Source organism: Kitasatospora sp. MAA19 (assembly GCF_029894125.1).
Lineage (GTDB): Bacteria > Actinomycetota > Actinomycetes > Streptomycetales > Streptomycetaceae > Kitasatospora.
This window is the reverse complement of the sequence record NZ_JARXYZ010000046.1, coordinates 1-19479: the sequence shown is the minus strand read 5'-3', so window position 1 is coordinate 19479 and position 19479 is coordinate 1. Positions and strand designations below refer to the sequence as shown.

The following is a 19479-nucleotide window of genomic DNA, read 5'->3' as shown; positions in this document are numbered from 1 at the left end:
CGCGGTGGCGCGGCGGGCGGACGACGCTACCAACGATCACAGCGTGATCACTTACGGTGTCTGGGTGGGGAGTTGAGCGGCCCACTTCGTGCCGACGTACTTGACCGGCAGCAGGGTGTGCAGGGGCGCGAAGACGCCGTGCTCGCCCTGGGGGACGACCGCCTGGATCTGCGGGGCGTGGTCGAGGAGGACCTCGCGGCAGCCTCCGCAGGGGGAGACGATCCGCGCGCCACCGGCCTCGGACGGCTTCGGGTAGCGGACGGCGGCGACGGCCATCAGCGGCTGCCGGGTGTAGAGGCGGGCGGCGGCGAGCGCGGCCATCTCGGCGCAGATGCTGTAGCGGCCGACCATGGCCTCGACGTGGATGCCGCAGTAGACCTTGCCGTCGGCGGCGATGATCGCGGCGCCGATCTGATGGCGGCCTTCGGCGTAGCGCTGGCGGATGACGTCGTAGGCGGTGGCGACCAAGCGGGCAGCCTGCGGGTCGGCGCAGGTGACGGCGGGGTTGACGGCGTCCACCGGGCCGGGGCCGCTCACGAGGCGGCCGCCAGGGCGCGGGGGGCGTCGAGGTGGATCCGGGACGGCATCGGCCCGCGGCTGCCCTGGTACTTGCCCCGGTAGAGCATCGGCTCGCCGAGGACAACGCGGAAGTCCACCTGCGCGATGGAGTCGCCCGGGTAGACGACGAGCGGTTGGACGACGCGCAGCATGTGGGTGAGCTGGCCGACCGAGCCCTGGTCGATCAGGTCCGCGGTGACGTGGACGTAGCCGCCCAACCGGGCGAACCCGGAGCGGCCGTGCATGGTGGGCACATAGTGATCGCTCCCGATCACCTCAACACTGTGGCCGAGGTAGATGCGATCAGGCTCCAGCAGGAATCCCTCCGGCCCGATCTCCACCGTCTCGTAGGTATTCGGGCGACGGGTGTCGAGCACGGCCTCGGTGTAGTAGCCGATCGTCGCACCGAGGGTGATGTTGTAGCTGTCCGGGTTCACGGACCCCGGGTCGAACGGCTCGATCGTGATGCGGCCGGCAGCGCGCTCCTCCCGAATCTTGGGGCCGGTGAGGATCACAGCGGTACCTCCAGGTGGTGTGGGGTGGTCAGGAAGTGGCCGGAGGACGGAAGGGTCGCCTCGTCGATCCGGCCGAACCGGCCGGTGTACTCCGGGACCTCGCCGCTCTTCACCGTCCACGTGATCTGGCCCATGCGATCGCCGGGATAGATCCGGGTGCGCTGCACCACCTCGATCTCCAGCGTCCAGGCGTGGCAGGCGCCCAAGTTGCCCATGTAGGCGGAGTACTCCATGAAGACACCGAGACGGCCGACACTGCTGCGCCCGATGAGGCTGGGCACGAAGTGCGCACTGCCGAACCTCTCCACGGTGGTGCCGAGGTAGATCCGGCCGGGCTCCAGCACGCAGCCGCCAGCCGGGATCGTGAACTCGTCCAGCTCGTGCTCAGCGTGGGCATCGATGCGGTGGGTACGGTGGACACGCAGGACAGGGCCGATCCGGTAGTTGTAGCTGTCCGGATTGAGCAGGGCCGGGTCGAAAGGGTCGATGGTGATCCGGCCAGTCGCCACCTCCTCGCGGATCCGGTGGCCCGTGAGGATCACAGGACGAACCCGTCGACGAGTTCCTCGGCCCGCACCAGCAAGGCCTGCACCGATCCGGCGTTCTCGATCCGGTAATGCGGGGTGATGGTGATCTCCGCCTCCGTGGGGTGGTTCTCGTCACCCGGCGTCAGGTCGCCGCGCTGCGCCTTGCGCAGGCGGCGGAAGTCGTCGGGCGCCCAGACCTGAATGAACTTGAAGCCGAGGGCGTCGAGGGCGTCAACGTCCGCGGCCCTCGCGTCGTCGCAGAGGATCACCGCGTCGGGGTTCTCCTCCGTGGCCGCCTTCACCTTCGCCTCGAAGGTGTCGGTCAGTGCGGCCGGGTTAATCCGGCGCAGGTGGGAGCCGAGCGCGTTGAGGAGCTGCCCGTCCTGCCGGTCCGCGCTGACCAGCGGGCGCCCCGCGACCTGGTACACGAGGCTCTGGAGGTCATAGAGAGGGGCGCCGAGCTTGATCCTGACGACGGGGACTCCTCGGCGGCCGAACTGCTCGGCCAGCATCCCGGTGAAGGTGCTCTTGCCGGCGCCGGGGCGTCCGTAGGTCGCGATCCGCATCGCGTGCTCCGTTCTGGCGAGTCCGGCACCGTCGGTGCCGGGAGCGAGAGTGAGCGGGCCCGGCCTCCGCGGGGGAGGCGGGCCGGGCCCGCCCGGGCCACACCGGCCGGAAGGGGTCCAGTCCGTCGGCCGGTGTGGAGTCGAAGGGGTGGTCAGGCCGCCGCGGCGACTGAGGGCATGGCCGCGACGGTGTCGAGCGCGGCGGCGAGGTCGCGCGGGTCGGTCGGCGCGGGCAGGGGCGGCATGTGAGCCCACACGACCGCCCGGTTCAGGAAGCCGAGTTCGGGCGAGGGGACGGCGAGGTAACAGCCGGTGGACAGCAGCCGCGCCCGCGCGTTCTTCCTGCCCCAGTCGACGCCGCTGTCCGGCGGGATGAGGACGTAGACGAGCGCGGTGTCGCGGTCGTGCAGGACCGGGCCCGGCTCTGCGGCATCGCGCAGGAGCGCCTCCAGGACGGCCAGGCCGAGCCGTTCCGGCAGCCGGACAGCGTCCCAGCGCACCCCGCAGGGCAGCAGCAGCAGACCGCCGGGCCTGCCCGGCCACGACGCGAGGGTCGCGTCCCGGTCGCCTTCGGCGGCGGAGGCGAGCCACAGCGGAGCGGGCAGCCGGGCAAGGCGCCGGCGGGAACGCGGGGGCCGGATGGGCCCGGGATCCGGGAGCGGGTGCGCGGGGGTGGAGGACGTCATCATGGCCTGCCAAAGGGGGGCTCGTCGTCGAGGAACCGGCGGCGCTGCGGCGTCCGCGACGCCAGGGCGAATCCGCCGCTGATGCCCCGTCAAACAGGGCGTGTCATCAAGGTGGCGCGCTTACGCTGAATCTGCAACTGAATCTGCGTTGAATCACCCGGCGCCGAGGAGATGGCACATGCCAGCGCAAACGCATGGCCTGGTGTGGCGAGCACGTGACGTGCCACACTGCGCGCATCAGCACGGGCGGTAGACGCATGCACCCGGGAGGCAACCACGTGTCAGCACGGCCACGGCCGACAGCACGGCGCATCGAACTCGGCCACGACCTCCGCGAACTGCGCCAGCAGGCCGGCGTCACCCTCGAAGACGCCGTCAAGGGCCTGAGATTCTCCGAGACGAAACTCCAGCGCGTCGAGACCGGACTGCAAGACCTGCGCAGCGCGGGAGACCTGCGCAAACTCCTCGACAGGTACGGCGTCGACGACGACGACCAGGTCGACCGGCTGGTGGAGCTCCAGCGCACCGCCGCCCGCCAGGACTGGTGGACGCCCTACACAGCGGCCACCATGGCGCCGTCGATGCCGCGATTCCTCGGCGTCGAAAGCGCCGCACAGGCTATCCGGGCCTTCCACCCGACCGTCGTACTCGGCCTGCTCCAGACCCGGCGCTACGCCCAGGCACTCCACTTACTCGCCAAGCCCATCGAGGAGACGACCAGCGACTTCATCCAGAAGTCCGTCGATCTGCGAATGGCCCGCAAGGAACGCCTGCATGATCCGGACGATCCCGTCAAGTTGTGGGCGATCCTCTACGAGCCCGCGATACGGTACGTCGTCGGCGACGAGAGCACCATGTGCGAGCAGTACGAGGAGATCCTGCGCCTCGCGCGGCTCGACACCGTGACGGTGCAGGTCCTCCCCCAGGCCAACCGCGGCTACCTGGCGCTCGCCGACTTCACACTCCTGGACCTCGGCGACAGGCTGCCCGCCACGGTCCAGGTGGACACCGCCGGCGCCGGGATGTCCATCACGGACAAGCCGCGCGACGTCGGCACCTTCGTCCGCAGCTTCGAGTCGTTGTCCCGCTCGGCGCTCCCGGCCGAGGCGACGCCCGGATTCCTGCAACAACTCATTCGAGAGACCAGCATCTGATGACCAAGCACACCACCGCCCCCGAACTCGCCGACGTGGCCGACTGGATCAAGTCGTCCTACAGCGGATCCGGGAACAACTGTGTTGAGATCGCCAACCTGACCGGCACGCCCTACGATGCCGTCGCCATCCGCGACTCGAAAGACCCCGACGGCCCGGCCCTACTCATCACGCCCGAGGCGTTCACGGAGCTCCTAAAGTTCGCAAAGACGTTCACTGCCTGACCGATTCGGGTGAACGCCCCGTTACTGTCGGGGACTTGGCGTTCGGCGTCGCTCCGGTGGTCTACACCGTTCGCCAGGCCGAGGAAGCGGGCAACTGCCGAGACGGCGAGCGGAGCGGTTGAATCGCCGGAGGCGTAGCCAAGGGTCTTGGCCGAATGCGGATCTTGGTCGCCAAAGATCGCGGACGGCCGACCATAGACCTGCAGGTCATCGTCGAGCGTGCGGTCGGTCTCCGCCCAGTCTTCGGCTGTCTCGACGAGGTTCGTGTAGTCGTGCGTCCGCAAGGCTCGATCGAGACGGAGCCAGCCGTGCTCGGCCCGCGTGGCGGCGGCCGCAGGACGGCGGCCCGAAGGGGGGGCAGCTAGCCGCTGCCGCCGCTAGGGCGCGGGTCGGCCCTGGCGCCCGCACTCCGGGCCCAGGCAGCTCCTTGGAGCCGCTGCGGAGCTGTGACCTGAGAGGTCAAGGAGTCCGTCTTCCGGTCCCTGCGCGCCGACTACTTCCGTACGACACCCTCCGGCGAAGGAGGGACAGCGGAACCGGTCTCGCTCCGCCGTCCCGTGTCGGCCCTGCGCTCGGGTAGCTACGGCAGAGGGACAAGTAGCTCTGCGTAGCCGATTTGACGGGCTGTTGTCACGGGTTTCGGTGTTCTCGTCCCGGCCGGGCTGGCCGTCGGCATCTTGATCACGCTGGCGTGGCCGAGGCCGAGGAGGGGTTGTGCAGCAGGAGTGGGAGCCGGAGGAGCTGATCTCCGTCTGGACGCTGCTGGAGGAGGACATGGGGCGGCTGCGGAACAAGTCCGGGGCGAATCGCCTCGGGTTCGCGTTGCTGTTGAAGTTCTTCGAGGTGGAGGCGCGGTTCCCGGAGGGGTCCGGGGAGGTGCCGGGCGCGGTGGTCGGGTACGTGGCCCAGCAGGTGAAGGTGCCGGTCGGGGAGTGGGGGTCCTACGACTGGCTGGGCAAGGCGATTCAGCGGCACCGGGTGGAGATCCGCTCGGTCTACGGCTTCCGGCCCACTACCGAGGACGACCAGGCCAGGTTGACGGAGTGGCTGGCCACTGAGCTGTGCCCGGTGGAGCTGTCGCGCGAGCGGCTGGCGGAGGCGGTGGTGGCCCGGTGCCGCAACGAGCGGATCGAGCCGCCGGCGCCGGGGCAGGTGCGCCGGCTGGTGGCGAGCGCGGTGAAGGACTTCGAGACGCAGTTCTGCCGGCGGACGGTGCGTCGGCTGTCTCAGCTGACCCGGGCACGGCTGGACGAGCTGGTGACGGGCGATCAGGAGGACGGTGACGGCGGCGCGGAGGAGGCGACGTCGGCGGGCGGCGGTCGGGCGTTCTTCGCCGAGCTCAAGGCCGACCCGGGGGCGCCTGGGCTGGACAGCCTGTTCGCGGAGATCAACAAGCTGGAGCGGGTGCGCCGGCTCGCGCTGCCCGGGGACCTGTTCGCGAACGTGTCGGAGAAGCTGGTGGAGTCGTGGCGGGCGCGGGCCTCGAAGGAGTACCCGGCCAACCTGCTGCCGCCGCGGATGAAGCCGGAGGTGCGCTGGACGCTGCTGGCCGCGCTGTGCCACGTGCGGGAGGCGGAGATCACCGACTCGTTGGTGGACCTGTTCACCCAGCTGGTGCTGCGGATCAACACCCGGGCGGAGAAGAAGGTGGACAAGGAGTTCACCAACGAGTTGAAGAAGATCCGGGGCAAGGACGCGATGCTGCTGCGGGTCGCGGAGGCCGCGCTGGCAGAGCCGTCGGGCATCGTGCGGCGGGTGATCTACCCGGTGATGGGCGGTGAGAAGACGCTCAAGGCGCTGGCGGCGGAGGCCGCGGCGAACGAGCGCCAGTACCAGGCGAGGGTGCGGACCGTGCTGCGCTCGTCGTACTCGGGGCACTGGCGCCGGATGCTCAAGCCGCTGCTCAAGGCGCTGACGCTCAAGAGCAACAACGACGCGCACCGGCCGGTGATGGACGCGATCGAGCTGCTGGAGCGGTACCTGGACCAGCCGCTCAAGGAGGGGGCGTTCTTCGACCCGGCCGAGACGGTGCCGCTGGAGGGGGTGGTGCCGGCCCAGTGGCGGGCGGCGGTGGTGGACGACAAGGGCCGGGTGGAGCGGATCCCGTACGAGCTGTGCGTGCTGGTCTCGCTGCGGGACGCGTTGCGGCGCCGGGAGATCTGGGTGGTCGGTGCGAACCGGTGGCGCAATCCGGAGGACGACCTGCCGGCCGACTTCGAGGACAACCGCGACGTGCACTACGACGCGCTGGGGCATCCGCAGGACCCAGCCGAGTTCATCGCGGCCCTGCAGAAGCGCCACCGTGAGGCCCTGGACCGTCTGGAGCAGGCGTTGGTGGACGGCACGGCCGGCGGGGTGACAGTCACCATCCGGCGAGGCGAGCCGTGGATCAAGGTCCCGCCGCTGGACAAGCAGGAGGAGCCGGAGAACCTGACGGCGGTGAAGGCCGAGATCGAGCGCCGCTGGGGCACGATCGACCTGCTGGACATGCTCAAGTACGCCGAGTTCGACGTCGGCTTCACCGAGGAGTTCTCCTCGGTGGCCACCCGCCAGAACCTGCCCCAGGACAAGCTGCGGCGCCGGCTGCTGCTGGTGCTGTTCGCCCTGGGCACCAACATGGGCATCAAGCGCGTGGCGGTGACTGGCAAGCACGGCGAGACGGAGGCGACGCTTCGCCGGGTGCGGCACCTGTTCGTCAACCGGGCCAACATGCGCGCTGCGGTGGTGAAGCTGGTCAACGCCACCTTCGCCGCCCGGGACAAGGGCTGGTGGGGCACCGGGACGGCGTGCGCCTCCGACAGCCGCAAATTCGGCGCCTGGTCCTCGAATCTGATGACCGAGTGGCACCAGCGCTACCGAGGGCCCGGGGTGATGATCTACTGGCACGTCGAGCGGAAGTCGGTGTGCATCTACTCCCAGCTCAAGCACTGCTCGGCGTCCGAGGTCGCCGCGATGATCGAGGGCGTGCTGCGGCACTGCACCGACACCGAGGTGGATCGCCAGTACACCGACACCCACGGCGCGTCCATCGTCGGGTTCGCGTTCGCGCACATGCTCGACTTCAAGCTGCTGCCCCGGCTCAAGAACATCGGCCGTGCCACCCTGTATCGGCCGGGCACCGACGAGGACGGCGAGTGGCCGACGCTGGCCCCGGTGCTCACCCCGAAGAGCCGCACCATCAACTGGGGCCTGATCGCCCAGCAGTACGACCAGATCGTGAAGTACACCACCGCGCTGCGGCTCGGTACGGCGGAGGCCGAGCAGGTGCTGCGACGCTTCACCCGGGGCGGCCCCAAGCACCCGACGTTCCAGGCGATCGAGGAGCTGGGGCGGGCGGTGCGTACGGCGTTCATCTGCGACTACCTGGCGGACGAGGGACTTCGCCGGGAGATCAACGAGGGGCTGCAGGTGGTGGAGAACTGGAACTCGGCGAACAAGGACCTGTTCTACGGCAAGGACGGCGACCTGACCGGCGAGGACCGGGAGAGCATGGAGGTCAGCATGCTCGCGCTGCACCTGCTCCAGTCCGCCCTGGTCCACGTCAACACGCTGCTGATCCAGCAGGTCCTGGCCGAGCCGAAGTGGGCCGACCGCCTGACCGACGCCGACCGGCGCGGCCTCTCCCCGTTGTTCTGGACCCACGTGAACCCCTACGGCCGGTTCGAGCTGGACATGAACTCCCGCCTCCACCTCCTCCCGTCGGTTGCGACGGTGCCCGGGCCGCGTTCCGAGCAGCCGACCCAGGGCGCTGGGATATGACGCACCCTCATTTCGGCAGGCTGCAAATCGCGTTGCGACTGTGGCGATTGCGCGGATCCGGTTGATCCGCCGCGGTCAACTGCTGGATTATGTCCGCGACGATTGGGGGGCCAGGTGGACTGGATCCACGGCGCGGCCTACGGGGCGGTCGGCGGTGCAATGATCGAAGCACTTGTGTTCAACGGGCGTGTGCTGACGTGGCAGGCGGCGCGGCGCCGGGCCCGGGACGCCAAGCGCCGCAGGCTCCCGCCACTGCGCGCCTACGTGGACCCGCCGGCGGATCTGGCAGCAGCCGTCAGCCGGCTGCTGCTCGGGGCCCTGGTGGGTTGGCTTCTTCACTCTCAGATCACCGGCTTGTACGCGGCCGTGGCCGCCGGTGCTTCCGCCCCCGCACTGCTGCGACAGCTGGGGTCCCTACGCACAGTGCAGGAGGTCGTCCAGGGCGGAAGTCCGGATGCAGGCGAGCGGAACCCGGATGCTCCAGTGACCGTCCCATCTGGGCCGGAGCATCCGCCGATGCCCGTCCAGCCACAGGCCGAGCGGAACCCGGATGCTCCAGTGACCGTCCCATCTGGGCCGGAGCATCCGCCGATGCCCGTCCAGCCACAGGCCGAGACGACTGGGGAGGTGAGCAGTTGAGCTTCAAACGGCGCTACATGAACTCCCTCCTGTCCGCAGCGCCCCATCCACTCCCGGAGCCGGTGTCGGAGCGGGCCATCGGAGGCAACTGGTGGCGACGCTTCCTTGCGTCGCTACTCGACGTTCCAGCGGCCGGCGGGCCGCCTTCGCACGCGGCCCCGAACGCCGCGCCGGAGACCGTCGCCGAAGGCCGGGCGGGTCGTCAGGCATCGAAGACGGTGATCCGCGCCCGCTCCGCGCCCGCGCAGCCACCGATGTCCCCGCGCTCGGCAACCGTCGCGGCCCCGGCGCGGGCCGCCGTCGGCAACCTGGCGGTCGCGGCCCGCAGATCCCGGTCGTGGGGGTGGGCTGTCGCTGGAGCCGGTCTGTGTCTGCTCGTCGGCCTCTTCGCACTGGCGAACCGTCAGTCCCCGGGTCCGATCATCACCCAGCCCGCGCCCACCCAGTCAATCTTGCCTGCCCCGGGCAGCCCAGGCACCGCAGAGCCAGGAGGGGGGCCGTCCGCGGGCGGCACCGGCACCGGCGCCGGCCCCGGCGCCACACTGTCGCCAGGACCGCCCCCGTCGACTCCCGCCGGCACGCCAGGCCAGGTGTTGTGGCAGGGGACCTTGACCTTCCCCTCGCAGCCCGGCTCGGACACCCACCCGGTGGCGGCGACGCCCGCCACCGCGCTGTTGGCAGGCGAGGCGCTGTACCTGTGCGGAGCGTGCTCGCCGCAGGTGATCGGTGGCGAACTGCTTGTTCCCTGGAGCGGGACGAAGCCGCCGACCCCCGACCAGTGCGGCTCCGCATTGACGGCACAGACGAGCGGGCCAGGGTACGTCCCCTTGCGGGTCGGCCAGATGGGGTGTTTCTCCAGCGACGCCGGGACTGTCGGCTACTTCACCGTGCTCACGACGTCGCCCCTTTCCGCGAGCGCGATCATCTGGCACGCATGACGGCGCCCGCCGGGTTGCGGTTCGCAGAAATGACCAGTTGTGCGAGTTCTGGGAGAGGCCCGGATCGCGTCCGGTTTGCCCAGGTCTCCGTTCGCAGAACATCTCTCAGAACCACCGTGTTCTGAGAGGCACTTCTGCGAGAATCCCGGCATGGATCTGACACACGATCAGGCCGCAGATGCGGTAGAGCGGCACGATTGTCCCAAGTGCGAGGCCCCGGCGGGAAGCCCGTGCCGCACCCTCGGCGGGAAGGTCGCTGCGAAGTACCACACCGCCCGCTTCACCCTCGTGGCCAAGCTGCGCGAGGAGCTGGAGGTGTTGGTTCCCGCCGGCCGGGGACCGGGCCGGGTGTGGGTCGAGCGCCCGCCACTGGCGGTCCGGCCGGCCGAGACCGGCTCGGCGGTGATCCGGATCGGGTACGCACGCTGCTCGATGGCTGAGCAGGAGATCGCCAGTCAGTTGGTCGCACTAGAGAAGGCCGGCTGCACGAAGGTGTTCCAGGAGAAGATCTCCACCCGGGTGCACCGTCGGCCCGAGATGGAGGCCGCGCTCGCGCTGGCCAACAACATCAAGGAGGCCGCCCCGGACCAGGCAGTCATCCTGACTGTCCACGAGATGAAGCGCCTGGCCCGCAACGCGGCCGAGTTGATGCAGCTGTCCTCCGACCTGGAGAAGGCGGACATCCTGCTGGAGCTGCTGACCGGCCCGCTGACCGGGGTCTACGACCCGAACGGGATGGGCGCGATGTTCTTCGCCGTGCTGGCCGCCGCCGCCCAGATCGAACGCAATTACATCCGGGAGAAGACGCTGGAGGGCCAGCAGATCGCCGCGGCCAAGGGCAACCACGGCGGCCGGCCCAAGGTGATCGACGACGACATGCTCACCTTCGCCCTCGCGCTCAAGGCCAAGGGCATTCCGGTGCCGGAGATCGCCGGGAAACTGGTCATCAAGACCGGCAAGAACACCGGGAAGAACCCGTCGGTGGCCTCCGTCTACCGGGCGCTCGCCGAAGCCGAGGAAGCCGACGCGGCGGCCGAGGCCCTGGCCGACGGGATCGAGCCGTGCGACCACCTGGTGACCCAGCACAGCCGGCCGGCCGCCACCCACCGCCCGGAAGGGGCAGCGCTGTGATCCCCGCAAGCACCGGATGAAGGGCGGCGCCCCACGGCTCGGAGCCGAGCGACCCGCCGCCAGCCCCGACCAGCAGCAGCCATCTCACGGTGAGTCACGAGAGCTACTCAGTGCTACCTGTCCCCCTGCCGTAGCTACCCGAGCGCAGGGCCGTGTCCGGGTCTACCGCCCAATCCTGGGCTCCCGGTTCTGCTGCTGCGGCTGGGCGACCGCCGCGGCGGATGCCGGCGGGGCTGGGGCTGGACCTGGCGGGCGTGGAAGGTGCGGGCGAGGGCATCGGCTTGGTGGAAGTCGTGAACCTCAGCTAGGCCCCCGGCAGGTGTGCTAGCTGACCAAGATCAATCTCACCGGGATTTCCTGTACGCCAACTACTCACACCCGTCCTCGCCGTCGGGCAGGGCGGCGCGGGCGGCACACCCCGCCGGGCTACCAGCCCCAGACCGTTTCGGTGTTGGCGCTGACCGTGTAGGGCTGGGTGCGGTCTTCTCCCGGGCCGTCGGGGAGCATCGGGTAGCAAAGGCTGCTGGACGGGTGAGTGCTGGCGTCACCGAGAAGACGGACAACCTCGTCGTAGGTGTCGGGATCCAGCTGTTGCTCGACCGCGAGCCGGGTCACGACGGCGCTGGCGGTGATCGCGGCCGGCGCCTCCGGGACAGGCCGGAGCTCCATCTCTAGGTCCACGTCCAGGTAGGGGTCGAACCTGCGGTCACGCAGCAGCTGGTAGGCGGCCACCAGGGCGTCGGTGTTGAGGTCGTCCTGCCAGGCCGGCTCCAGGACGAAGTCAGGGTGCTCACGGCAGATGCGGGGCCAGTCCAGCGGGTCCCAGAGCCTGCCGAGCGCGAGGGAGGGCGACGTGGAGGGGTGCATCCTCCCGTCGAACTCCGCACGCATCCACGCCGGGATCCGGGTGTTGGGCCCGAAGGAGTGTGTGCGGTCGGAGCCATGGACCATGTCGTCCATGGCCTTCTCGTGGGCGTCCCGGGCGTCCCTGGGCCACTGGTTCCAGTAGGTGTGCTGTTCTTCGGCGTGGGTGGTTAGCTGGGCGTTCAGGTCGTCCAGGCAGGGGCGGCAGCCATGGGCGTGGCGTACTTCGGCGGCTTCGGTCCACACGGTCATCAGCCCGTTGTGGCTCATCCCGACCTTGCCGTCCTTGACCCACACCACGGTCTCGGTGACAGGCGCGCCGCGGTGGGTGAGGACCTGCTGACCCTTCCGGAAGTGTCCGCGGCGCTCCCAGGCCGGACGACGGGTCAGCAGTCGGCGGACGGCGCTGATCACGGCTGCGCCTCGTCAGCGGCGGCCAGGGCTTCACGCACGCTCGCCGGCCGGGAGCGGTCTTGGTAGGGGCGTGCGATGTTGAGGAGGAGGTTCCACAGCAGGTGGATTGGGGTCTCCTCGGGCTGGCCGGCGAGGAGATGGCGCTCCAGTTCCTGGGCGGCGGCGTGTGCGGATTGGCCGAGGGCTCGGGGCAGGCGGAGCAGTTCGACCGCGTCGGGGGTCTCGCGTTGGTCGGTAGGGATGCGCTCGAGGAGGATTTGCACGGACTCTTCGAGGCGGGCCTGGATGAAGGCGTCGAGGGCGTGGACGGTACCGACGGCCGGCAGGGGCAGGCTCCTGGTGGTGTCGTGGGTCATGGACGGGAGCGTAGCCGTCGCTGACGGCCAGTCGTGGGGGATTTCGGGGGCCGATGTCGGCCGTGGGGCCACCGGGCGTCCTGCCCGGCGCTGGTGGTGAGACGGGTGGACGTCACCTGCTGCCTGGTCCGGGCCCGGCGCGGAAGCCGGAGGGAGTCTCTCATCGGCCGGGTTGGCGGTTCAGGGCTGGGCTGGGCTGTGCGAGCGGGCCCGGGGGTCTGCCGAGTGGTGGTAGGCCTGGCCGACCTGGGTCCAGTGCAGTTCGCGGGCCGGTGAGGAGTTCCAGTACTCCTCGAAGCAATGGGGCCGTGCGTGGGTGCATGCCCGCTGCCCGTTGAGGTACAGGTACTCCTGCGCGTTGTGCGAGATGCACAGCAGGCCGCGGACCTCGCCGGTTCGGTGATCATGGTCGATGGTGGCCGGGGAGGTTGCGCAGCAGGCGCAGCGGCCGTCCTGGAGTTCGTAGAGGCGCCACCACACGTACCAGCGGGGGATCTTGCCGCGTGCGGGCCACTGCCTCGGGAGGGGGCCGATCGGGCGCTCGACGTACAGAGGCCAGCCGTAGGTGTTGCAGCGCTGGTCCGGGGGGACGGTGGCGGCTCCTGCGGGCGGGCCGAGGTACGTGTCCGGGACGCGGTACCAAGGATCGGGCATCAGTGCCCGGCAGGGGCTGTTCCAGCGGGGGCAGAAACCCAACCGTGGGCCGTAGCGGGGGTCCCAGAGGTGGTACAGGCCTGTGCGCAGATCCTGGCGGGCCAGTTCGGGGCCGGTTGGCCGGTTGGTGGCGTGGCCTTCGAGGCAGGGCTTCGTCACGTTCGAGTCATCGGCCGACGGTACCCAGTGCATGATGCGCGGTCCGGGCGACGGCGCCGGGGCCAACCTTCTATTTGTGTCTGCGACAGAGTCCAGTGGCCCCGCCTGAACGGTGGGAGTTGGCGCCGCCAAACGTTCGAAGGCGGGCCGCTTGCCGGGCTGGCCTACAGACATAGCCAGCAGGAACGGGCCCGTGGCGGGCGAGGCAGTCATTCCGCTGACCGTTCGGGGGGGCCAGACGAAACCGTCGGAGTGGGGCCGGCGGAGGGCCGTCCAAGACACTCCGCATCACCGGGGCGGGCCTTTCAGGTTGGGTGATTTACACCCCGAGGGCGGCGAGCAGGCGCCCGTCGTAGCCGGCGGCCGCCAGGTCGGTGGGCGCGAGGCCGGCCTGGTGGAGGACGGTGAGGACGAGGATGTGGCCGGGGCCGGTGGCCCAGGCCTGCCGCGTGGCTTCGGTGAGGTCCTTTCGCGCGCGCTGTACTGCCGGTTCGGTGTCGTCGCCGTCCGCCTTCGGGCGGGCGGTGTGGAAGGCGTCGACGGCACGGGCGACGTCGGCGAAGGCCTGGGCGGTTCGCTTGCCGTCGGGGGTCGGTCCGAGGACCAGCACCGGCGCCCATCGGTCGCGCTTCGGTGCGTCCGGGTGGTCCTGGGCGCGTCGGCGGGCGCGCTCCTGGACGCCGCGGCGCAGTTGCTCCATGCGAACCGGGATCTCCCAGCCCTTCCCGCCCCTGGCGGTCAGGTCGTCCTTCATCAGCTGGATCTGCTTGCGGTAGGTAGTGGCCAGGCCGTGCGTCTCCAGCCGCATGCCGGGGCGACGGGCACCGCGGTTGCCCGCGGCGGCGGTCCCGCCGTTGTGGTTGGCGCGCAGGGAGACCCACAGCGCATCCGCGCTGCCCTCCATGCCGCGGACCAGGTCCTGGCGGAGCGGCAGGTAGTGGCCGACGGCGGCGCGACTGGTCGGGGAGAGCGCCCAGACCTCCGTGATCGCCTCGGTGGCGATCTGGGCCTGCGGGTTGCGCCGGATCCTGGTCCAGGAGAGGTCCGGGGAGAGGTCGTCCAGGTCCTGGGAGCAGAGTTCGCCGGCGCGGGCGGCGGTGTCGAGCACCACGCCGATGATCGCCAGGATCCTGGCGCGCTGGTGGTCGGTGGGGCGGCGCTGGACGAGGGTGTCCAGCCGGTCGTGGAAGGCGGAGCGGGCCCAGCTCGGCAGGGAGTCCTTGAGGGTGGGCTTGGAGAAGCTCGGGGCGCCGCAGGGGACGCCGGCGGTCGCGGCCAGGCGGCGGAGCATGGTGGCGCGGCGGCGCTGGGAGGCGAGTACGCCCTTGGTGGGCGTCTGCAGCTCGGCCTTGCGCAGCTCGCCCTGGGCGGTGAGCCGCAGGAGCTCGGCGGCACCGGGGCCAAGGAGGTCGCGCAGGGACCTGCCGTAGCGCATGCGGAAGTCGTCGTCGTCCAGGGCGAGTTTCAGGGTGCCTTCGATCCAGCGCAGCCCGTTCTCGACGGCCTTGCTGACGCCTTCCGCGATGGCGAGGTCGACCAGGACGGGGAGTTCCTCGCGCGCGGCGCGGTGGCGGCCGTCGGTGTCGAGTTCGCTGGTGGATTCGGGCTCGTTATCCCTCACTCGGGGAGTCTTTCACGATGGGGCGGGGAGGGCCAGTCCCCGAAGGGGTGACCTCGGGGACCGGCTGGTGTTCAGGCTGGTGCTGGTGCTTCCTGGGCTGGTTCGCCGGGCCGTGCGGCCGGGACGGCTGCGAAGGGATCGACGGCGGGGTCGATCAGCGGGCGGACGTAGACCTGCTCGGGGATGGCGGAGTCGTCGCGCCAGCGTCCGGCGCGGGCGAGCTGCTTGCCGCGGACTCCGTGTTCGGCGAGGTCGGTGGAGGCCCCGGCGCGGATGCCCTGGGAGGTGATGGTGGCCGGTTTGCGGATGCCGGCGTTTGCGGCGAGGACCTTGATCCGCTCGCCGATGGCGGCGGGGGACAGCCGGGCTTCGGGGCCGGCCGATCGGGCCCGCTTGGTCAGGTTGTGGGCGACGGAGAGCTGGCGCAGGAGCGGGCCGTTGGTGATGCCCTGCTGGCGCAGCCAGGCGAGCCAGGTGCGGGTGCGGCGGACGAGCTGGGTGTCCGGGCGGTCGTGGAGGCGGATGAGGTCGAGGCCTTCGCCATCCTGGTGGGTCTTGTCCATCTCCAGGTCGATGACGACCTGGTGGTCGAGCACTTCGAGGTACTCGATGTCCACGGCGGCCGGTTCGCTGCGGCGTCCCAGCATCTGGTACATCATGCCGAGCAGTACGACGTCGCGCTGGCCGGTGGGGGTGGACTCGTCGCAGGCGTCGATCATGGCGAGGACGTCGGACAGCTGGAGGGCGGGGGCCTGCTTCTTGCGGTTGGTCCGGGGGTTCTCGCGGCGGTAGGTGTCGAGCAGCGCGAGCGTCTCGTCGCGTTCGGGCCTGCGGCCGGGCGGCTGCCAGCGCCAGATGTGCCCCATGTAGGTGTTGATCGTGTCGGCCTTGGGGCTGGGCTGCTGGCGCATCAGGTGGGCGGCGTACTCGAGGTAGGTGGCGTCGGTGCAGGGCCTGGCGACGCGGCCTTCGGCGGCGCACCACTGCTCGAACCGGCGGATCGCGGCGGCGCGGTTGATGCGGGTGTTGTCGGCGCCGGCGCGGGCGCGGCGCTGGGCGGTGTCCGCGGAGATCCGGAAGTCCGCCTCGGTGTAGCGCGGCTGGTCCTCGGCGGTGGGCGGCAGCTCGCCGGGGGCGAGGACGGTGTGCCGGTCCACGAGGTAGCGAGGGTGGTGACTGCGGGTGCTGGCCGGCAGCAGAGCGGTTCCGGACCAGTCGACCGCGTCGTCGTCGACCAGCTCTGCGTCCAAGATGTCCTGGTCGGCGGCGTCGGCGGCCATGGGCGGGCGGGCTCCCTTCGGTTCGTCGTGTGGTGGCGGCGCTGCAGGAGCGCCGCCCGGGAGGTGGTTCAGGCGCTGGTCTGGGCCGGGGCGTGCGCGTTGAGGGCGATGAGTTCCATCTCCTGGGTGCCCATCCAGATCGGCTCAGCGTATGCGGGTCGGTCGTCCCACAGCTGGGCGGTGCGGGCCAGGAAATCCCAGGCGTCAGCGCTCAGGACCCGCTTGGCGGCTGCCAGCCGCTCGTCCTCGTCGGCCGCGGACGGCAGCAGGTAGGTCTCCAGGGCGGCGGCTGCGGAGTTGACCTGGTCGAACAGCGCCTCGGCCGTTCGTCGCTCGTCGGTGCGCGGCCCGGTGGCGTCCACCACCTTCGGCCGGATGCGGTCCTGGATGAAGTCGGCGAGCTCGCGGACCTGGTCGATGGTCACGGTGGTGAGGATGGTGGCCCCTTGCCGGGTGTCGTCGTCGTACATCAGGTTCTCCTCTGCGCTGGGGTCGGGTGGTGCACGGCCGCTGCCGGCGGGCCGGTGTGCGGCGACGGGTGGTGCGTCAGATTCCGCGGGACGTGACGTTGATGATCTTGCCGTCCCGCTCGGCCGTCCAGGCGGAGGGGTCGAGGATCCCGGCGGCGATCTCGCGCTCCTTGAGCGCCGCCTGGCGGTGGTCGTTGCGCAGGATCGGCTCGACCACGGCCAGGCGCTCGTAGGCCTCGGCACGCGCGAGGTGCGCCTCTGCCCATGACTCCTTCGAGCCTCCAGGCTCCTGGCCCATGTAGGCGTTGTAGGCGCGCTCGTGGTCGAGCCGGGCGCGTAGTTCGACGGCCTCGGTCCGGTGCTGCTGGGCGAGGTGCCGGTCCGCCTCGTTGCGGGGGTCGGCGGCGGCGAGGTGGGCGCTGATGGCGGGCGGTTCTCCGGGCACGAGCTCGGCGTACCAGGCATCCAGCTCTGCGGCGAGCGCCCGGGTGTCGGCCGTCTCCCCGGCGGGGGTTCGGCGGCGTCTGTTGATCAGGGCCCACCCTCGGAGCTGGGTGATCCACCGCTCGTGGGCGGCCTGGCGGCTGCTGTGAGCGGCGTCGCCGAGGTCCTGCCAGGTTGCGCCGCGCTCGCGCTCGGCGATGGCCGCCCACCTGACGACTTCGTCGGCGAGTTCACGCAGCTCGATGGCGTCGGACAGGGTCGGCGCCCCGTCAACGGAGGCCCTCTGGTCGAGCGGGAACTGCTCAAGCGCGGTGTTCACGAGCCGCCGAAGGGCGTGGGCGTGGGCGACGAAAGCCTCGTCGGCCGGCACGAGGGTGCCGGGGGTCGGTGTGTCATCACTCGTCATGTTGTCAAGGTATCCCTGACAGATAAGCTCTGTCAGGGATACCTTGACGACATGCTGAAGTTCACCCAGGGGTGACCCGAAGACCTCCTGACGCGGCCTCCGATGGGGCGCCGGTCAGCGCGGGGTGGCGCCTTCGGGGCGCGTACCCCGTCTGACCGCCCGGCAGATGCTCACCGAGCCGTGCCCCGCGTGCGAGGCCCCCGTCGGAGAGGCGTGCACGATCCAGGGCGGACACGCCGCACGCGCCGAGGCAGTCCTCGCAGCCGTCACCAGGGGCGTGCGCCCCGACCAGGTCGCGACCGTGACCGCGTGGGCCGAACGCGAGGTGCGCAAGCAGCAAGGCCAGGTGGCGGAGACCTCCGGCCGCGAGGACCGGGCACCAAGGTCCGCGTTCGGCTGAGCGGCCCTATCCGGCGCCCTGGTCGCGGCCGGTCGCGCGACGCTGGAGGCGTGGCCACGCGACGGAAGGCGCCGAGTCCGCTGGTCCTGCACCCGCCGGTGCCGCTGATGCAGCCGCGACCGGTGCAGGTGCTCCCGGCCGAGGACGGCATGCCCGGCGGCACGCTGTACGAGATCAAACTGGACGGCGTCCGCTGTTGTGCGGTGCGCACCGAGGCCGGGATCGAGCTGTGGTCGCGGCGCGGCCGCCCGTTGAACACGAGGTTCCCGGAGGTGCTGTCGGCGCTGGCGGAGACGCTCGACCCGGGCGTCGTCCTCGACGGCGAGGTCTGCGCCTACCGGGACGGTCGGCTCGCGTTCACCGAGGTGCTGCGCTCGGCCCGGGCCCGGGCCGCTGACCGGGTCGCGGTGAGCTATGTCGCCTGGGACGTCCTCGCCGTCCCGGGGCGCGACGTCCGGGGCCTGCCGCTCACCGAACGCCGCGAGCTCCTGGCGGAGGTACTTGCCGGGGCCCATCCGCCGATCGAACAGGTCATGGCGACGCGCAGTCGGGAGACGGCGATCGGTTGGTACCGGGACCTGCAGGTTGCAGGTGTGGAGGGTCTGGTCTGCAAGGCGGCTGCGGCCCCCTACCGGCCGGGGGGTTCTTCGTGGGTGAAGTTGCGGCACACCGAAACCTCCGACTGCGAACTCGCCGGGATCGTCGGCGACCCGGCTCGGCCCGAAGCCTTGCTCGTGCACCTGCCCGACGGCCGACAGGCGACCACCTCACCCCGCCTCACCACCGTGCAGGCCCACCAGGTGGTGCAGGCGGTTCGCAGCCGGCTACGTCCGGACCCCTCGCACGCCTGGGTGCACTGGATCACCGAACCACGGCCCCTGGTGGAAGTGCTGGTCGGCTCGGGGCGCCATAGGCAGGTCCGATTCGTCCGGATGCGGCCCGAGGAGTAGGCCAAGAGCCGTGCGAACCGCCGCCCCGATCCGCTGTCTGCTGAGCCCGGGCGCAGCTATCCGTCGCCCGATAGAGGTAACCGAAGGCGGGTCGCTCCGCCCCCAGCGGGGCTTCATTCGAACCGGTCATCGCGGCCCAGGCGGCCGTCGCCGATGCCTCCACCATGACCATCGACATCGCCACGCTGCAGGCTCCCGCAACAGGGCCCGACGGCCAGCGGCTGTTCACCTGCCCGCCCTGGTGCAACGACGCGCCGCCCCACCCTGACCATGCAGGCGACCGCCGGACGCTCGCCGACGTCATCCACTACGGGCCGACCGCCGGCTTCACCCTGGCCGAGTGGCCCGGGCCTGGGTACGGGTACCGCTGGCCCTCGCTGGAGGTCACCATCGACCTCGCCGCCCGGTCCCTGGCTGACGGCACCCCGGGTCCGGCCTACCTTGTCTGCTCGCCCGACGAACTCGGCGAGCGCTTCGAGATCCACGACCCCGAGCGGGTCGTCCGGTTGATCGCCGCCTACACCCGCACTGCCGCCACCCTGCATGAGATGCGGGCAATCATGACCGGCAGCTCGGGGAAGTAGATCCCGGCCGAAGGCCCGGCGCCGTCCCTCCGGTGCAGCGCTCCAACCCGCTCGGGGGGTCAGGCCGGCCGCTGCTCTTCACGGTTGTTTTTATCGGGGTGAACGAGAGCCACGACTCCGGTCTGCTTGAGAGCCAGTGGTTCTCCGGCGAGAGCAAGAGCCATCCGTCCGGTCAGGTGA

At 70.7% G+C, this 19479-nt stretch carries 20 protein-coding genes; 8 read left to right on the top strand and 12 right to left on the bottom strand.

Annotated elements, in window-relative coordinates; genetic code table 11:
- Positions 1-51 precede the first annotated feature (51 nt).
- The 5 genes from P3T27_RS37325 to P3T27_RS37305 all read right to left on the bottom strand — a co-directional run bounded on the left by P3T27_RS37325 (position 52) and on the right by P3T27_RS37305 (position 2855).
- Positions 52-537 carry a hypothetical protein gene (locus P3T27_RS37325; RefSeq protein WP_280685776.1) on the bottom strand — a complete coding sequence of 162 codons (486 nt, stop codon included), beginning with the start codon at positions 535-537 and terminating at the stop codon, positions 52-54.
- A complete protein-coding gene (locus P3T27_RS37320) occupies positions 534-1073 on the bottom strand; it encodes a dCTP deaminase (RefSeq protein WP_280685775.1) in 540 nt (179 codons plus the stop codon). Before P3T27_RS37320 ends, P3T27_RS37325 begins: the two co-directional genes overlap by 4 nt.
- Positions 1070-1615 (bottom strand): deoxycytidine deaminase, encoded by a 546-nt coding sequence (locus tag P3T27_RS37315; protein ID WP_280685774.1) that lies wholly within the window; start codon positions 1613-1615, stop codon positions 1070-1072. Before P3T27_RS37315 ends, P3T27_RS37320 begins: the two co-directional genes overlap by 4 nt.
- On the bottom strand, positions 1612-2166 hold the full coding sequence (locus tag P3T27_RS37310) for a hypothetical protein (protein WP_280685773.1): 555 nt from the start codon (positions 2164-2166) through the stop codon (positions 1612-1614). The genes P3T27_RS37315 and P3T27_RS37310 overlap by 4 nt, the downstream gene beginning before the upstream one ends.
- Positions 2167-2318: 152 nt before the next feature.
- A complete protein-coding gene (locus P3T27_RS37305) occupies positions 2319-2855 on the bottom strand; it encodes a hypothetical protein (protein ID WP_280685772.1) in 537 nt (178 codons plus the stop codon).
- Between the two features lie 275 nt (positions 2856-3130).
- Between P3T27_RS37305 and P3T27_RS37300 the strand changes: the two genes are divergently transcribed.
- The 5 genes from P3T27_RS37300 (at position 3131) to P3T27_RS37280 (ending at position 10697) form a co-directional block, all read left to right on the top strand.
- Positions 3131-4006: a helix-turn-helix transcriptional regulator gene (locus P3T27_RS37300; protein WP_280685771.1), complete on the top strand. Its 876-nt coding sequence runs from the start codon at positions 3131-3133 to the stop codon at positions 4004-4006.
- Positions 4006-4230, top strand: coding sequence for a DUF397 domain-containing protein (locus P3T27_RS37295; RefSeq protein ID WP_280685770.1), 225 nt, complete (start codon positions 4006-4008; stop codon positions 4228-4230). The genes P3T27_RS37300 and P3T27_RS37295 overlap by 1 nt, the downstream gene beginning before the upstream one ends.
- A gap of 714 nt (positions 4231-4944) precedes the next feature.
- Entirely contained in the window at positions 4945-7989 is a 3045-nt protein-coding gene (locus P3T27_RS37290) for a Tn3 family transposase (protein WP_280685769.1), read from the top strand.
- Between the two features lie 1247 nt (positions 7990-9236).
- On the top strand, positions 9237-9566 hold the full coding sequence (locus P3T27_RS37285; protein WP_280685768.1) for a hypothetical protein: 330 nt from the start codon (positions 9237-9239) through the stop codon (positions 9564-9566).
- 150 nt (positions 9567-9716) lie between these two features.
- Complete coding sequence (locus P3T27_RS37280; protein WP_280685767.1) at positions 9717-10697, top strand: recombinase family protein; 981 nt, start codon at positions 9717-9719, stop codon at positions 10695-10697.
- A 426-nt stretch (positions 10698-11123) separates the two neighbouring features.
- On the opposite strand, the gene P3T27_RS37275 is transcribed toward P3T27_RS37280, so the two are convergent.
- From P3T27_RS37275 to P3T27_RS37245, 7 genes are all read right to left on the bottom strand, one after another.
- Positions 11124-11975, bottom strand: a complete 852-nt coding sequence (locus tag P3T27_RS37275) for a hypothetical protein (protein ID WP_280685766.1) — start codon at positions 11973-11975, stop codon at positions 11124-11126.
- Entirely contained in the window at positions 11972-12331 is a 360-nt protein-coding gene (locus P3T27_RS37270; protein WP_280685765.1) for a hypothetical protein, read from the bottom strand. Before P3T27_RS37270 ends, P3T27_RS37275 begins: the two co-directional genes overlap by 4 nt.
- A gap of 180 nt (positions 12332-12511) precedes the next feature.
- On the bottom strand, positions 12512-13144 hold the full coding sequence (locus P3T27_RS37265; RefSeq protein ID WP_280685764.1) for an endonuclease domain-containing protein: 633 nt from the start codon (positions 13142-13144) through the stop codon (positions 12512-12514).
- A 319-nt stretch (positions 13145-13463) separates the two neighbouring features.
- A complete protein-coding gene (locus P3T27_RS37260; protein ID WP_280685763.1) occupies positions 13464-14765 on the bottom strand; it encodes a hypothetical protein in 1302 nt (433 codons plus the stop codon).
- A gap of 71 nt (positions 14766-14836) precedes the next feature.
- Positions 14837-16045, bottom strand: coding sequence for a tyrosine-type recombinase/integrase (locus P3T27_RS37255; RefSeq protein ID WP_280685762.1), 1209 nt, complete (start codon positions 16043-16045; stop codon positions 14837-14839).
- 68 nt (positions 16046-16113) lie between these two features.
- Entirely contained in the window at positions 16114-16515 is a 402-nt protein-coding gene (locus P3T27_RS37250) for a hypothetical protein (RefSeq protein WP_280685761.1), read from the bottom strand.
- A 76-nt stretch (positions 16516-16591) separates the two neighbouring features.
- A complete protein-coding gene (locus tag P3T27_RS37245; protein WP_280685760.1) occupies positions 16592-17365 on the bottom strand; it encodes a hypothetical protein in 774 nt (257 codons plus the stop codon).
- A gap of 166 nt (positions 17366-17531) precedes the next feature.
- Between P3T27_RS37245 and P3T27_RS37240 the strand changes: the two genes are divergently transcribed.
- From P3T27_RS37240 to P3T27_RS37230, 3 genes are all read left to right on the top strand, one after another.
- On the top strand, positions 17532-17765 hold the full coding sequence (locus tag P3T27_RS37240) for a hypothetical protein (RefSeq protein ID WP_280685759.1): 234 nt from the start codon (positions 17532-17534) through the stop codon (positions 17763-17765).
- A gap of 50 nt (positions 17766-17815) precedes the next feature.
- Positions 17816-18715, top strand: coding sequence for a DNA ligase (locus tag P3T27_RS37235; protein ID WP_280685758.1), 900 nt, complete (start codon positions 17816-17818; stop codon positions 18713-18715).
- Between the two features lie 164 nt (positions 18716-18879).
- Positions 18880-19299 carry a hypothetical protein gene (locus P3T27_RS37230; RefSeq protein WP_280685757.1) on the top strand — a complete coding sequence of 140 codons (420 nt, stop codon included), beginning with the start codon at positions 18880-18882 and terminating at the stop codon, positions 19297-19299.
- Positions 19300-19479: the final 180 nt, after the last annotated feature.

What these genes read in the sequence shown, in the direction of transcription:
- P3T27_RS37310 (WP_280685773.1), bottom strand. Translation starts at nt 2,166, where the DNA reads ATGCGGATCGCGACCTACGGACGCCCCGGCGCCGGCAAGAGCACCTTC.
- P3T27_RS37305 (WP_280685772.1), bottom strand. Translation starts at nt 2,855, where the DNA reads ATGATGACGTCCTCCACCCCCGCGCACCCGCTCCCGGATCCCGGGCCC.
- P3T27_RS37295 (WP_280685770.1), top strand. Translation starts at nt 4,006, where the DNA reads ATGACCAAGCACACCACCGCCCCCGAACTCGCCGACGTGGCCGACTGG.
- P3T27_RS37280 (WP_280685767.1), top strand. Translation starts at nt 9,717, where the DNA reads ATGGATCTGACACACGATCAGGCCGCAGATGCGGTAGAGCGGCACGAT.
- P3T27_RS37270 (WP_280685765.1), bottom strand. Translation starts at nt 12,331, where the DNA reads ATGACCCACGACACCACCAGGAGCCTGCCCCTGCCGGCCGTCGGTACC.
- P3T27_RS37255 (WP_280685762.1), bottom strand. Translation starts at nt 16,045, where the DNA reads ATGGCCGCCGACGCCGCCGACCAGGACATCTTGGACGCAGAGCTGGTC.
- P3T27_RS37250 (WP_280685761.1), bottom strand. Translation starts at nt 16,515, where the DNA reads ATGTACGACGACGACACCCGGCAAGGGGCCACCATCCTCACCACCGTG.
- P3T27_RS37245 (WP_280685760.1), bottom strand. Translation starts at nt 17,365, where the DNA reads ATGACGAGTGATGACACACCGACCCCCGGCACCCTCGTGCCGGCCGAC.
- P3T27_RS37240 (WP_280685759.1), top strand. Translation starts at nt 17,532, where the DNA reads ATGCTCACCGAGCCGTGCCCCGCGTGCGAGGCCCCCGTCGGAGAGGCG.
- P3T27_RS37230 (WP_280685757.1), top strand. Translation starts at nt 18,880, where the DNA reads ATGACCATCGACATCGCCACGCTGCAGGCTCCCGCAACAGGGCCCGAC.